General features: G+C 52.8%; 10 protein-coding genes and 1 pseudogene. 5 read left to right on the top strand and 6 right to left on the bottom strand.

Annotation, left to right across the window (positions count from 1 at the left end):
- Positions 1–10: 10 nt before the first annotated feature.
- The 4 genes and pseudogenes from CBR65_RS17035 to grpE all read right to left on the bottom strand — a co-directional run bounded on the left by CBR65_RS17035 (position 11) and on the right by grpE (position 5,059).
- Positions 11–829 (bottom strand): polysaccharide deacetylase family protein, encoded by an 819-nt coding sequence (locus tag CBR65_RS17035; RefSeq protein WP_087467967.1) that lies wholly within the window; start codon positions 827–829, stop codon positions 11–13.
- 259 nt (positions 830–1,088) lie between these two features.
- Positions 1,089–2,222 (bottom strand): molecular chaperone DnaJ, encoded by a 1,134-nt coding sequence (dnaJ, locus tag CBR65_RS17030; RefSeq protein WP_087467966.1) that lies wholly within the window; start codon positions 2,220–2,222, stop codon positions 1,089–1,091.
- Between the two features lie 138 nt (positions 2,223–2,360).
- A pseudogene (dnaK, locus tag CBR65_RS17025) lies at positions 2,361–4,304 on the bottom strand (molecular chaperone DnaK); the annotation flags it as partial.
- A 179-nt stretch (positions 4,305–4,483) separates the two neighbouring features.
- Positions 4,484–5,059, bottom strand: a complete 576-nt coding sequence (grpE, locus tag CBR65_RS17020; RefSeq protein WP_087467964.1) for a nucleotide exchange factor GrpE — start codon at positions 5,057–5,059, stop codon at positions 4,484–4,486.
- A gap of 205 nt (positions 5,060–5,264) precedes the next feature.
- Here grpE and recN point away from each other — a divergent pair, with 205 nt between their 5' ends.
- Positions 5,265–6,932 carry a DNA repair protein RecN gene (gene recN / locus CBR65_RS17015; protein ID WP_087467963.1) on the top strand — a complete coding sequence of 556 codons (1,668 nt, stop codon included), beginning with the start codon at positions 5,265–5,267 and terminating at the stop codon, positions 6,930–6,932.
- Positions 6,933–7,080: 148 nt separating this feature from the next.
- Here the strand turns inward: recN and fur are convergent, their stop codons facing one another.
- On the bottom strand, positions 7,081–7,491 hold the full coding sequence (gene fur / locus CBR65_RS17010) for a ferric iron uptake transcriptional regulator (RefSeq protein ID WP_087467962.1): 411 nt from the start codon (positions 7,489–7,491) through the stop codon (positions 7,081–7,083).
- 76 nt (positions 7,492–7,567) lie between these two features.
- On the opposite strand from fur, the gene CBR65_RS17005 reads away from it, so the two are divergent.
- A complete protein-coding gene (locus CBR65_RS17005) occupies positions 7,568–8,023 on the top strand; it encodes an outer membrane protein assembly factor BamE (protein ID WP_087467961.1) in 456 nt (151 codons plus the stop codon).
- 42 nt (positions 8,024–8,065) lie between these two features.
- On the opposite strand, the gene CBR65_RS17000 is transcribed toward CBR65_RS17005, so the two are convergent.
- Positions 8,066–9,706, bottom strand: coding sequence for a diguanylate cyclase (locus tag CBR65_RS17000; protein ID WP_087467960.1), 1,641 nt, complete (start codon positions 9,704–9,706; stop codon positions 8,066–8,068).
- A gap of 228 nt (positions 9,707–9,934) precedes the next feature.
- Between CBR65_RS17000 and CBR65_RS16995 the strand changes: the two genes are divergently transcribed.
- From CBR65_RS16995 to CBR65_RS16985, 3 genes are all read left to right on the top strand, one after another.
- Positions 9,935–11,152: an HD-GYP domain-containing protein gene (locus tag CBR65_RS16995; protein ID WP_087467959.1), complete on the top strand. Its 1,218-nt coding sequence runs from the start codon at positions 9,935–9,937 to the stop codon at positions 11,150–11,152.
- Positions 11,153–11,520: 368 nt separating this feature from the next.
- The gene (locus CBR65_RS16990; protein ID WP_198300774.1) at positions 11,521–12,471 is read left to right on the top strand and encodes a tetratricopeptide repeat protein; all 951 of its coding nucleotides are present in this window, start codon (positions 11,521–11,523) and stop codon (positions 12,469–12,471) included.
- 104 nt (positions 12,472–12,575) lie between these two features.
- Positions 12,576–13,751, top strand: a complete 1,176-nt coding sequence (locus CBR65_RS16985; RefSeq protein ID WP_087467957.1) for a DNA topoisomerase IV — start codon at positions 12,576–12,578, stop codon at positions 13,749–13,751.
- Positions 13,752–13,755 lie beyond the last annotated feature (4 nt).

Genomic DNA, 13,755 nt, shown 5'->3' with positions numbered 1-13,755 from the left:
TTGCTTGCGACTATAGGCGCGCTTGTTCGGCTTTAACGTGTTTCATGATATTGAGAAAGGTATCCGTCCAATAGGTATCTTTGTTGTCGGCCAGATATTTGAGCAGTTCTTCGTGCGCCTCTTTGGATACCGATAAATGATCACCGCCAATGCCGTGGAACGTGAAATTGGCCATGGTGCCTTTTTCAGCCGCTTCTTTTACAACCGCGATTAATTGCTTGCCGGTAACATTTTCGGGAACAGCGACTGTCACTGCGTAAGGATCAAGGGTTGCCATATCCGGGATAACGCCGCCGAAGGCTGATTTGATTGCAACGAATTCTGATTTGACAGCGGGCAAGTAGGCTTCGCCGCCGGCTTTTAAATCGCCGCAAGGCGTGGTGTAGGTCCGCTCGCGTTTACCATCGATAGAAAACAGGACGGTGTTGGCAAAACGAATTTGATCAGCCAGTGCATCCACGCTGATCTTGTCCAGATCGCGATGAGGAACCACCCAACTTTCACGTCCGGGAATCGCACCGGAGCATTGATGGAAGATGGTATGGTTCGCCAATTCATGGCCATTAGCCGCCGCCGCGCGCCAATCTTCCAATCGCTTATCAATGGTGTCGCTCGCCAGCGTCAAATAAAAACTGCCTTTTAATTTGTATTTATCCAGCGCAGGAATGGCATTATCCAGCTGTGAATTCAGTGCATCATCATAGGCAAGATTTACCGCAGCCTTGGCACCGTTAGGCCAGGTAAACGGTTTTTTCTCCGCCGCAAACCCGGATGGCACGGTTGCGGCTACACCCAATAATAAAAATGCTTTCAAGAATGTAAATTTCATGGTTTCCCCTCGTTATTGTTACTCACGCATCATCATCGCGTAGGTCGGATTAGCATCAGCGTAATCCGACACTGGATCACGTTCAGGCTAGGCTCTATTTCGTGGTACAGCCAGTAACTTTATATTTATTAACGCTTCGGTTATTTGAGGCTTTTTGTCGGACTACGCTGGCGCCAATCCGACCTACGGGATTAAAAAAAACGGGTTGGTCCTTGTGGGACCAACCCGTTTGCTTAAAAGACTGAATAATGGGTCATGATTAAATTTTCATATCACCGAAAAAATTTTTCATGCCGTCAAACCAGCTGCGTTGTCGGGGCGAGTTTTTTCCGCCGTGCATGGTAGCCTGGAACTCGCGCAGCAAATCTTTTTGTTTGGCGGTGAGGTCCACCGGTGTTTCTACCACTACGCGACAAAGTAAATCACCGGCTTGACCACCGCGCACCGGCGTCACACCTTTGCCACGCAATTTAAACATCTTGCCAGTTTGGGTTTCGGCCGGAACTTTCAATTTTACGCGGCCATCCAGCGTGGGCACTTCCAGTTCACCGCCCAATACTGCATCGACAAAATCAATCGGCACTTCGCAATATAGATCATTACCTTCGCGCTCGAAGATATCATGGCGGCGCACGCTGACTTGCACATACAAATCACCGCTGGGGCCACCACCAAAGCCGGCTTCGCCTTCACCGGACAAACGAATACGATCACCGGTATCCACACCAGCAGGCACTTTAACGGAAAGGGTTTTGGTTTCTTCTACACGCCCTTGGCCGTGACACGACTTACAGGGATCGGAGATCACCGTGCCGCGTCCATGACAACTTGGACAAGTCTGTTGCACCGAGAAAAAGCCCTGCTGCATACGCACCTGACCGCGTCCACCGCAGGTGGTACAGGTCACCGGTTTACTACCGGATTTTGCACCACTGCCGTCGCAGGTTTTACAGGACACCAGAGTAGGGACTTTGATTTGAACCGTCGTACCTTTAACGGCTTCTTCCAGGCTCAGCTCAAGGGTATAGCGCAGGTCTGAACCGCGACTCGCACCGCCACGTCCACCACGACCACCCGCCGCTGCACCGAAGATATCGCCAAAGACATCGCCAAAAATATCACTGAAATTACTGAAGCCGGCACCGGCGCCACCCATGCCGGATTGCGGGTCTACTCCGGCGTGACCGTATTGGTCATAGGCCGCACGCTTCTGTGCATCAGAGAGTACTTCGTAGGCTTCGTTGGCCTCTTTGAATTTTTCTTCAGCGGATTTGTCATCCGGGTTGCGATCCGGATGATGCTTCATTGCCTCGCGGCGATAGGCTTTTTTTAAATCCGCGGCAGACACGTCGCGAGAGACGCCCAGCACTTCGTAGTAGTCGCGTTTTGCCATGCTTGCAGCTTTCCAATAAATCAATTCAAAAAAATCGTTGAGGTGGAATTTTCGTTATAAAAATACGATTCGCCTTAACGTGACAAATGCGGGACTTGCCCGCATTTGTCGTCGCTCACTTACACGTTCGGATAATAATTATTTTTTATCATCCTTCACTTCTTCGAATTCGGCTTCTACTACGCCGTCATCATCAGCTTTTCCGTTGTCCGCTCCGCCAGCAGCACCTGCGCCACCCTGGCCTTGAGCAGACTGTTCTGCGTAAAGTTTCTGCGCCAGTGAACCGGAAGCTTCCGTCAACTTGGTCGTGGCGGCCTGGATTTTCTCCAGATCTTCACCTTTAACAACCTCTTCCGCTTCCTTGATGGCCGATTCGATGGCTGACTTCTCGTCACCGGTCGCTTTATCGCCCGCTTCTTTCAAGGTTTTTTGCGTAGCGTGAATCAAACCTTCCAGAGTGTTGCGCGCACCAACAACTTCCGCGAACTTGCGATCCGCCTCGGCATTGGCTTCAGCGTCTTTCACCATTTTTTCGATTTCGTCATCGGATAAACCGGAAGACGCTTTAATCACAATAGACTGCTCTTTGCCAGTAGCCTTGTCTTTCGCGCTCACGTTCAAAATACCGTTAGCGTCGATATCGAAGGTCACTTCAATTTGTGGCATGCCACGCGGTGCCGGCGGAATGTCACTCAGGTCGAAACGACCCAGGGATTTGTTTTGTGATGCCTGCTTGCGCTCACCTTGTACAACGTGAATCGTCACCGCTGTCTGGTTGTCATCCGCCGTGGAGAACACTTGTGATTTCTTGGTCGGAATCGTGGTGTTCTTGTCAATCAATGGCGTTGCAACACCGCCCATGGTTTCGATACCCAATGTCAGCGGGGTAACGTCGAGCAGCAATACGTCTTTTACATCACCGGCCAGTACCGCGCCCTGAATCGCCGCACCGATTGCAACAGCTTCGTCCGGGTTAACATCTTTGCGCGGCTCTTTACCGAAGAAATCAGCTACCGCTTTTTGCACCAATGGCATACGGGTTTGGCCGCCCACCAGAATCACATCATCAATATCGCTGATGGATTTGCCGGAATCTTTAATGGCCATCTTGACCGGGTCCATCGAGCGAGTCACCAGCTCTTCAACCAGTGATTCCAGTTTGGCGCGAGTCAATTTCACCACCAGGTGTTTCGGGCCGCTTGCATCAGCAGTGATGTACGGCAGATTCACTTCCGTCTGCTGGCTGGACGACAATTCGATCTTCGCTTTCTCAGCCGCTTCTTTCAAACGCTGCAAAGCCAGAGGATCGTTATGCAGATCAATACCGCTGTCTTTCTTGAAGGTATCGGCCAGGAACTCGATCAAACGCAGGTCGAAGTCCTCACCACCAAGGAAAGTATCACCATTGGTAGAAAGCACTTCAAATTGATGCTCACCATCAACGTCTGCAATTTCAATGATAGAAATATCGAAAGTACCACCACCCAGGTCGTATACCGCAATGGTGCGATCGCCTTTGCCTTTATCCAAACCGTAGGCCAGTGCGGCAGCGGTCGGTTCGTTGATGATACGTTTTACATCCAGACCGGCAATCTTGCCCGCATCTTTGGTTGCTTGACGTTGTGAATCATTGAAGTAAGCCGGTACCGTAATAACGGCTTCGGTGACTTTTTCGCCGAGATATTCTTCAGCGGTTTTCTTCATTTTTTTCAGCACTTCGGCAGAAATTTGCGGCGGTGCTTTTTTATCGCCTTTCACTTCGACCCAGGCATCCCCATTGTCGGCAGCAACAATTTTGTAGGGCACCATCTTGATGTCTTTCTGAACCACGTCGTCTTTAAATTTACGACCGATCAAACGCTTGACAGCATAAAGCGTGTTGTTAGGGTTGGTAACGGATTGACGCTTTGCACTCTGGCCCACCAGAATTTCGTCATCGCCGGTAAACGCGACGATAGACGGCGTCGTGCGGTCGCCTTCAGAGTTTTCAATTACCTTGGGCTTGCCGCCTTCCATAATGGAAACGCAAGAGTTGGTGGTGCCCAAGTCGATGCCGATAATTTTACCCATGTGATATCTCCTGAATTTTTTACCCGGCGCAAGCGCTGCTCACGCACATAAATCTTGATTGAATGTTTACTGTCTCACCGGCACCCGGCCTGTTGTTGACACTTGGTGATCTATATTGGCCTGCCCGTGTGGATTTCAAGGCTGGGGACGACAAATCCCTACAAACAGACCGACTATTTTCAGCGGTTTGATCAATCCGCTGCCTTGGCTACCACGACCATGGCCGGGCGCACAAGACGACCGTGCAAGGTGTAGCCTTTCTGGAATACATTAATTACCGTGTTGGGCTCAACATCCGGGTTTGGCACAGCTGAAACCGCTTGATGAAGTTGCGGATCAAAGGGCGCACCCTGTGGGTCAACAGCGACCACCTGATGACGAGCCAGAGAATCGAGAAAGGATTTCAGCGTTAACTGGATACCTTCAGTTACCGGCGCAAAGGATTCGTCGCTGGTATCTATCGCTGCCAGTGCACGCTCAAGGTTATCAACCACTGGCAAGAGGTCATTTACCATTCTTTCCAGGCCGAATTTATGGGCTTTTTCCACATCCTGTTCCGCGCGACGGCGGGCATTCTGGGCCTCGGCCTGAGCGCGCAACGCATTTTCGCGCGCAGTATCCAGGTCAGCAGTTAAACTGGCAATTTGCGCCTGCAGGGCTTCGACGGACACGTCAACGTCCACACCGGTTTGCGTCTCGGGGGCGCTGGCTTCGGCTGTGGGGGATTCTTGCTGATACTCTTCGTTGTTAGCCACGCTGGCCTCCATCTTCTATTACAGTCTTTCACTTGGGCTTATATATATGTCGACATCTGTACGCAGCTGTCGGCTAAGCTGTGCGGGGTATATGGGGCTAGCAGTTCGGGATTCAAGGCAATGTCCACAATTTTGGCCAGGGCTTTATTTCCCCTCTGGTCGACGCGAGCCAGATACTGTATAAATAACCAGAAATCTCCTTTGTGCCGAGGCGCCCATGCTCACTCATCTCAGCATTCAAAACTTCACCCTGGTCGATCATCTGGACCTGGACCTGAAACCGGGTATGACGGTTATCACCGGCGAAACCGGCTCGGGCAAATCCATTATGCTCGAAGCATTGGGGCAGACTCTGGGTGACAGAGCCGATGGTCAACGGGTACGCCAGGGCGCGCAGCGCGCCGACATCAGCGCCAGTTTTGATACCAGCAAGATCCGTGTGGCCAATAAATGGCTCAAGGAACACGACCTGCAACAGGATGAAACGCCCAGTGAATGTCTGTTGCGCCGCGTTATCAGCAGCGATGGAAAATCCAAGGCGTATATCAACGGCCAACCGGTCACCCTGCAACAACTGCGCACCCTGGGCGAGATGCTGATCGACATCCATAGCCAGCACGAACACCAATCCCTGTTACTAAAAGACACCCACCGCCGCCTGCTGGATGAGTTTGCCAATCAGGCGGAACTGGCGCGCCAGGTTCGCCAGGCATTTCGCGAATGGCAGAGTCGGCTGGAGCATTATCTGCATTTGCGCGATAACGCCGCTGAAGTCAGCGCCCGATTCCAATTACTTAATTATCAGGTGCAGGAACTGGATCAGCTGGGATTAAAGAGCGGCGAGATGGAAGCGCTCGAAGCGGAACAGCGCACTTTGGCCAACGCGGAAGACATCCTGAGGGGCAGCCAACAATTGGCAGCCATTTGCAGTGACGATGAACAAGGGCTTTCGATTAATCTACATCGCGCACTCCATATCCTGCGGGCTATGCCGGAAAAAACCGCTGCGCTGCAAGAAGCGGAGCAATTGCTTACCAGCGCGCAGATACAGGTGCAGGAGGCACAACACGAAATTGAGCATCATATCGACGGCTTTGCCCTGGACCCGGAACGTCTCGCTTTTGTTGAAGAACGCTTGTCGGCTATCTATGACATTGCCCGCAAACACCGCATTACGCCCGAGCAATTACCTGAGTTGATTGCCCAGCTCAGCAGCGAACTGGCTGAATTGCAAGGCGGGGATGCGCGGCTGGATGTGCTTGAACAGCAGGTTAATGAAGCTGAGCGGCAATACCGCCAGTTGGCCGAAACACTGTCTGCACAACGCCAAAAAGCAGGTGTAAAACTGGCCAAACAGGTCAATGCGCAGTTACAAAAATTGGGGATGGAGAATGCCCATTTACTGGTGAGCCTGATTCCATTCAACGACAAACCGAGTCTGCACGGATTGGAAGACGTCGAATTCCTGATCAGCACCAACCCCGGTCAGCCACCGCGCCCTCTGAATAAGGTTGCCTCTGGCGGCGAGTTGTCGCGCATCAGCCTCGCTATCCAGGTCATCACTGCACAAACCTCCGCCACCCCCACGCTGGTGTTCGACGAAGTGGATGTCGGCATCGGTGGTGCTACCGCTGACGTGGTCGGCAATCTGCTGCGTCAGCTGGGCGAAAAGGGTCAGGTGATCTGCGTCACCCACCTTGCCCAGGTCGCCAGCAAAGGTCATCAACATCTGCAAGTCAGTAAAACCGCCCGCAAAAACAGCGCTGAATCTACTCTGGTGGAGTTGAGTGGTGATGCAAAAGTGGAAGAGATAGCACGTATGCTCGGCGGTGCAAAAGTGACCGAACAATCCTTGGCCCATGCGCGGGAAATCCTGGAAAATTAGGGATATCTGAACATTAAGGCGCTAGCGAGAGAAGGGATAAATAATTGCTTCGCAGGTAACTTTGATTTGCTTGATATAAGTTTGGTGTTAAGGCTTTTGTTTCGCAACAAAAGCCCTAATGCCAGACGACGACGTACTTTTTACTTGCCTACTTCTTCATCGGTTTAACGTAAAGCACCAGGCTGTGGTCGGTGAGCTGGAAGCCGTGTTCAGCGGCGATGCGCTTTTGCAGTTCTTCAATTTCGTTGTTGTGAAACTCAATCACTTCGCCAGTGTCTACACGGACCATGTGATCGTGATGGTCACCTCGCGCGATTTCGAAGACTGAATGGCCTCCATCAAAATTATGACGAACCACCAAGCCCGCACTTTCGAACTGGGTCAACACACGATAGACCGTGGCCAGGCCGACATCGTCGCCTGCTTCCATCAGTGCCTTATAAACATCTTCGGCACTCATGTGGTGCTGTTCTGCCGATTCCAGCATTTGCAGAATCTTTACGCGCGGCAAGGTAACCTTAAGTCCAACCTTGCGCAGTTCCTGGTTTTCGTCTGCCATTTTTCCTCCGAAATCTTCGCAGTATCCCCGTTGATCGGGTATTATCCCCATTCTTTTGCCAAGTGGAAGCCCTAATATGAAATTAGCCAGTCGCCTCATACTGGTCGCTGTTGTGATTGCAAGTCTTGCCGGTTGTACCAATTTCCGTTTCCCTGGCGTGCACAAGATCAATATTCAACAAGGTCACATCATCACTGAAGAGATGGTCCAACAACTCAAGCCCGGCATGACCAAACGCCAGGTGCGTTTTGTACTGGGCAACTCGCTCCTACCCAATACCTTTAACGATAATCGTTGGGACTACTATTACAGCTTGCGCCGTGGTGCAGATGATAAGTTCTTTGATCACTTGCTGACGGTATATTTTGAAGGCGACAACATGGTCCGTTGGGAAGGTGATTATCTGCCCGGCCCGGCGCCGCTGAGCAAGGATAAATCAGAAGATTATCTGGAAGATGCCAAGCTGAATACACCGCTGCCCACCAACATTGACGACCCCGTGCCTCCGGCTGCACCGGATCTTGAAGATTAACGAATTATCCCCGCTTCGGCGGGGATAATTGTTTTTAGCGGGTCATTCGGCAATACAGATCTGGTCACGACCGCCGTGCTTGGCCAGATATAGGGCGTCGTCAGCCATTTGCAGAAGGGTATCTGCTGTCAGGGTGTGCGCCACATCAGCACAGGCAACACCCGCGCTGAGCGTGACATTGAAATGTTTGCTGTCCACGCTAAAGCTGATTTCTTTGAAATTCTGCCGCACATCATCAAGCAGCCGCTGCGCCTCTTTGGCGTCGCAACCGGGCAACACCGCAACAAATTCCTCTCCACCGTAACGCCCGATACTATCCGTCTTGCGCAAGCGCTGGCGCAGCAGATGCGCCAGCGCCTTGATAACTTTATCGCCCGCCGGGTGGCCGTAGGTATCGTTAACGGATTTAAAATGATCCAGATCAACCATTGCCACGCATAATTGCTCACCACTGCGCCGGGTGCGCGCCAGTTCGATGTCCACCTGCTCCTTGATGCGCGAATGTTTGAGCAATCCCGTCAGGCTGTCGCGATCAATCGCGTTACTCAGCTGCCGGCTGCGGGCGGCGCGGATAGACACCGCCGAGATGAGTTCGCGGTCACTGATGGGTTTGGCGATGAAATCGTCCCCGGCCTGCCCCATCGCTTTAATACGCTGATCCACATCGGTTTCCGATGACAGGTAGGTAATGGGCACACGCAACCATTCATCGCTCAGGCGAATTACCCGCGCCAGTTCAGGACCAGAGTATTCGGGAATGTTCAGGTCCAGCAGGATCATCTCCGGGTTAAAGTTGCGCAGGGCGGTGAGCACCTGTTCCGGGTGAGTCACCAGATCCACCAGCATCCCCGCCGAACTCAGCACCAGCCGATAATGCTCTGCCAGCGTTTCATCGTCATCCACAATCAACACGCGATAGGGCAGTTCACGGCGCCGGTCGAGGTACTGTTCAAGCCGGTCCACCAGCCGAATCACATCCAGGGGTTTAACAAAGTAACCGATAGCGTCGGCCTTAACGGCTGCATGGTAGGCCGCAAAATCATCGCGCGCCGAGATAAAGACGACCGGCAAGGGTTTGGATAGCTTTTGCTGTAACGCCGCGATCAGTGCCGGGGACTCGCGTCCTTCGGCTTCAAACACGATATCCACCACCATAAAATCCGGCGGCGCCCGGAGGATGACTGCTTCGGCCTGTTCCAGCCGATCAAAGTGTTCAACACGATGACCAAAATGGCGCAGGTTCAGCACGATGTCTTCCGCTACGGCGGGGTCATCCTCAAGCAAATAAATCAACGTTTGGGCCGCGGATGTTTCGGCATCCGTCACACCGACATAGGACGGCGACTGATCGGGCTGGGCCAGAGCGCCAAGTGCGCCCACGGCTATGCAGAAGACGCGCCGTTGACCCGGGTCAACGGCCTGCGCTAACCACTGTTGCACCTGGATCTCCAACTGCTTGGCTTGTTTGCCGAGCTGCGCAAAACCAAAACTTCCGGCAGAGCCGGCCAGCTTATGCAGGCGCTGGTGCAGTTGCGTAAGTTGCACCGTCTGCGGAGCTCCCGATGCGGTCAGGGCCTGCTCTGCCAGTTCATGCAACGCGGTTAATTCCTGCGGCAGTCGGGCAGCATAGTCCTCGCGCAGCGCTTTTAATTTTGCAGTGATGTCGGCGTTTGTCGTCGGCACAGGCTTCTCGAATCAGGGCAAAAAGATGGTTTTCTTCGGTTGCGCTCGCCAGCGACGCACCGATGCAAGTAATTTCTTTAAACACTATAGACGCTATCTATACTTAACTCACCAGGGATTCTGTCAGTCTGGATTGATCGGTACTGTATTGATCAGATCTGTGCGCGGCTGGGCAATCGTGTTCGCCGGAATGTAAATAAGAATGAAAAAACCGAGACATAAACCCCGATGCTTAAACGAATCACGATCCAGGACCTTCGTCTTGGTATGTACATCCAGGAGCTCTGCGGTTCCTGGATGGAACACCCTTTCTGGCGCGCCCGCTTTTTACTCACCCAGCAAAATGACTTGAAGACCCTGCTCGCCAGCGGCATACAGGAAGTCTGGATCGATACCGGCAAAGGGCTTGATGTGGAACAGGGCGCTACCGCCAGAACCGATGAAGAAGTAGACCAGGAAACGGAATACCTGTTGCGCGAAGCCGATAAGCCACTGTCCACCGCGACCACCAGCATGGCGGACGAAGTTCGCCATGCCATGCAATTGTGTAATACCGCCAAACAATCCGTGGTGGACATGTTCAGCACGGCACGTATGGGCAAGGCCATTGAGGTCGGCCAGGCGCTGAATCTGGTCGAGGATATTGCCAACTCGGCATCGCGCCACCCCCATGCGCTGATCAGCCTCGCCCGCCTCAAGAATGTCGATGAATACACCTACATGCATTCCGTTGCCGTGTGCGGCCTGATGATCGCCCTGGCGCGCCAGCTGAACATGAGCGAGGAGCAGGTGCGGGAAGCTGGCCTGGCGGGGTTACTGCACGACATTGGCAAAATCGCTATCTCCAACCAGATCCTCAACAAACCGGGCAAGTTAACCGATACCGAATTTGCGGTGATGAAGACCCACCCGGAGCGCGGACTGCGCATCTTGCAAAAGAGCGACTCCGTAAGCCCGGCAGTGCTGGATGTTTGCCTGCATCATCACGAAAAGATCGACGGCACCGGCTACCCTCACGGCCTGCAAGGCGATGGCATCAGCATACTGGCCCGCATGGGCGCAGTAAGCGATGTCTATGATGCGATAACCTCGGATCGCCCTTACAAAAAAGGTTGGCTGCCGGCCGAAGCCATCCGCAAGATGGCCGAGTGGAGCAAGGGGCACTTTGATGACACGGTATTCCAGGCTTTCGTCAAAACCGTGGGCATTTATCCCATAGGCTCATTGGTGCGCCTCACCAGCGGGCGCCTGGGCGTCGTTATCGAACAAAATCCCGACTCGCTGTTGATGCCCAGGGTCAAGGTATTCTTTTCCACCAAATCGCGGGTGCAAATTGCGCCGGAGGTGGTGGATCTGGCACGCCAGCAGGAAGAAAAGATTGAGGGGCGGGAGTCGGCCGACACCTGGGGTTTTCGTCATCTGGAACACCTGTGGATAGATCAATAGGCAGCGGCCGACACGCCAAAGAAGCGACAATGACCAGCCTGTATGGCAGGACCAGCCGTAAAACAAGCGAAGCCGCGCCAAAAAGATTGTTCTATGCCACATTTTTGGCATGTAAATTTGCATTTAACCAAAGATCGTTCATACTTCGCCCAACATAGGCCGCAGGTGATATCAGACGGCCCCCTGATTGCCGCTCGGCGGTCAGTTCCCATAAATCCTTGCTTGCTACACCTGACGGATCACAGGTGTGCGGCGGCAACGGTGACATGTTGATTCGCAGTCGACGTCTTTATTTTGTCGCAGTGATAATTTCTATCCGGCGGTGTGCAGTCCGTCGCTACCCAATTGCAGGACGTAATGGATATCCAATGATGAAACGGTTGTTATTTATCCTGGGGTGTTTGATCAGCACCACAGTCTCCGCCACCTTGAACGATGGCATTAAAGCCTTCAACAAACAGCAATACGATGCCGCCCTGGCAGAATTCCGCACCCTCGCCACCGTGGGTAACGCGGAAGCGCGCTATTACCTCGGCATCATGCAAAAAGACGGTCTGGGCATGCCGCAGGACAAAGGCCGCGCGCTGGGCTGGCTGAAAAAATCCGCGCGCCAGGGGCATGCGCTATCCAATTACCAGGTCGGCAAGATGCTGCTAGATGGCGACGGAATCCCGCAGGATGTACCCGATGCGATCAAATGGTTGACCACCGCTGCCAATGCCGGCATTGAGCCCGCCCAAATGGAACTCGCCACCCTGTACTACGACGGCAACAAGACCGAAAGAAATCTCCCCCAAGCGCTCATCTGGTTTGAAAAGGCGGCACAGCAGGGTAACCCCCAGGCGCAATTCCAGTTAGCGAACAGTTTTTTCAAAGGTGAAGGCCAGGCTCAGGATGACCAACAGGCCATTCAGTGGTACCAAAAAGCCGCTGACCAGAACCACACCGAAGCGCAATACACCCTCGCTTATCTTTATATGGATGGCACGCGCATTCCGCAGAATTACGCCACCGCGTTTCACTGGTTTGAAAAGGCGGCCCACGCTGAGCATCCCCAGGCGCAATTCATGCTGGGTTATCTCTATGACCAGGGCACGGGCGTAACCAAAAATGCCAGGTCCGCCCACGAGTGGTACCTGAAAGCGGCCCAACAAGGTTACGACGAAGCACAACTCATCGTGGGCTATATGTACTTTGCCGGCAAAGGCACCAAAAAAAATCCGCAGCTGGCGGAGGAGTGGGTACAAAAAGCCGTTGCGCAAGGTAATACCAAAGCACAAAAAACCCTGGACGATATTCGCAAGGCCAAAGCGCAATAAGCCGTGCTTTGGTGTGCGTCTGCGAAAAGAAGTACGCGATAGACAGTAGTAAAAAGCGTGTTTGATGGGAAAAAGGCGTGGCTAATTTTATGAGAGGTTAATCCATGAATGTAAACAACACACAACACAAAAAGCGCGGCCTTGCCTTGGCCGTTGCCGGCGTGATGCTATCGCCTTGGGCGCAGGCAGCGGATGTCAACATTTCCGGTTTTTTATCCGTAGGTGGTGGATTCGTTGACGATGAAAACAGTATCGCCTATGGCGGTTACGACGATGAAGATTTGACGTTCGACAAGAACCTGCTCGGCTTGCAAGTGAGCGGACAGGTAAACGAAAAAATTTCGGCGACGGTGCAAATGATTGCCCGCAGCAACGACGATTACGACCTTACGGCAGAGTGGGCTTACCTGACCTGGCAAGCCACTGATAACAGTAAAGTGCGTGTCGGTCGTTTGCGCACACCGTTTTATATGTTTTCCGATTACCTGGACGTGGGTTACACCTACGCCTGGATTTCGGCACCGCAAGAACTTTATTACTTGCCGTTCAACAACGTTAACGGGATCGACTATTACCTGACTTCTGCGTTGGGTAGTTTCGACACCAGTTTCCAGGTTTACTTCGGCAGTTTTAATGATGACTTCGTGCTCACCGGTATTTCTGCGACCGCAGAATCCAAAAACCAGATGGGCGTCGCGGCCACTATCGGGCGCGATTGGTGGACACTGCGTGCCGCCTACCACCAAACGGATCTGACGATTGAGTTCAGCGATTTTCAGTTGAGCGAAACCGTCAGCTTCAATCAATTTCTGGGGCAGCTGCAAGCTTCACCTTTTGCCGATACCGTAAGCAAAGTACTGGTTGATGAAGACCGAACCACCTTCGCTGAAGTGGGCCTCAATATCGACACGGGCCGTTTTGTTGCGGCGGCGGAATATGTGGAATTTGACGTGGAAGATTCCTTCCTCTCCAAAAATATTCGCCACTACATCATGGGTGGTGTGCGTGCCGGTGACTTTTTATTTCACGTGACCAGCGCCAAGTCTGATGACGAACTCGCTACGCCGGAAGCCGGTATTCCGGCCAGCGCGGAGACAGCACCCCTCATCGGTACCTTGCAAGCCATTGCGGCAACCCGTGGTGAATTCCGCGATACCATGTCCTATGGTGTGCGTTGGGATGTCAGCTCCGGTGTGGCCTTGAAGCTGCAATACGACGACGTGGATGATAATAAAGGCGAACAGAAAGTTTTCTCTGTTGCGTTGCAATCAGTGTTTTAAGAGG

This window comes from Cellvibrio sp. PSBB006 (assembly GCF_002162135.1).
In the GTDB taxonomy this organism is placed as follows: Bacteria; Pseudomonadota; Gammaproteobacteria; order Pseudomonadales; family Cellvibrionaceae; genus Cellvibrio.
The sequence above is the reverse complement of the archived record's forward strand: the minus strand, read 5'-3'. Positions and strand labels throughout refer to the sequence as shown.

Coding starts and splice junctions, on each gene's coding strand:
- CBR65_RS16985 (WP_087467957.1), top strand. CDS start 12,576: ATGAATGTAAACAACACACAACACAAAAAGCGCGGCCTTGCCTTGGCC.
- dnaJ (WP_087467966.1), bottom strand. CDS start 2,222: ATGGCAAAACGCGACTACTACGAAGTGCTGGGCGTCTCTCGCGACGTG.
- fur (WP_087467962.1), bottom strand. CDS start 7,491: ATGGCAGACGAAAACCAGGAACTGCGCAAGGTTGGACTTAAGGTTACC.
- grpE (WP_087467964.1), bottom strand. CDS start 5,059: ATGGAGGCCAGCGTGGCTAACAACGAAGAGTATCAGCAAGAATCCCCC.
- CBR65_RS16990 (WP_198300774.1), top strand. CDS start 11,521: ATGATGAAACGGTTGTTATTTATCCTGGGGTGTTTGATCAGCACCACA.
- CBR65_RS17035 (WP_087467967.1), bottom strand. CDS start 829: ATGAAATTTACATTCTTGAAAGCATTTTTATTATTGGGTGTAGCCGCA.
- CBR65_RS16995 (WP_087467959.1), top strand. CDS start 9,935: ATGCTTAAACGAATCACGATCCAGGACCTTCGTCTTGGTATGTACATC.
- CBR65_RS17005 (WP_087467961.1), top strand. CDS start 7,568: ATGAAATTAGCCAGTCGCCTCATACTGGTCGCTGTTGTGATTGCAAGT.
- recN (WP_087467963.1), top strand. CDS start 5,265: ATGCTCACTCATCTCAGCATTCAAAACTTCACCCTGGTCGATCATCTG.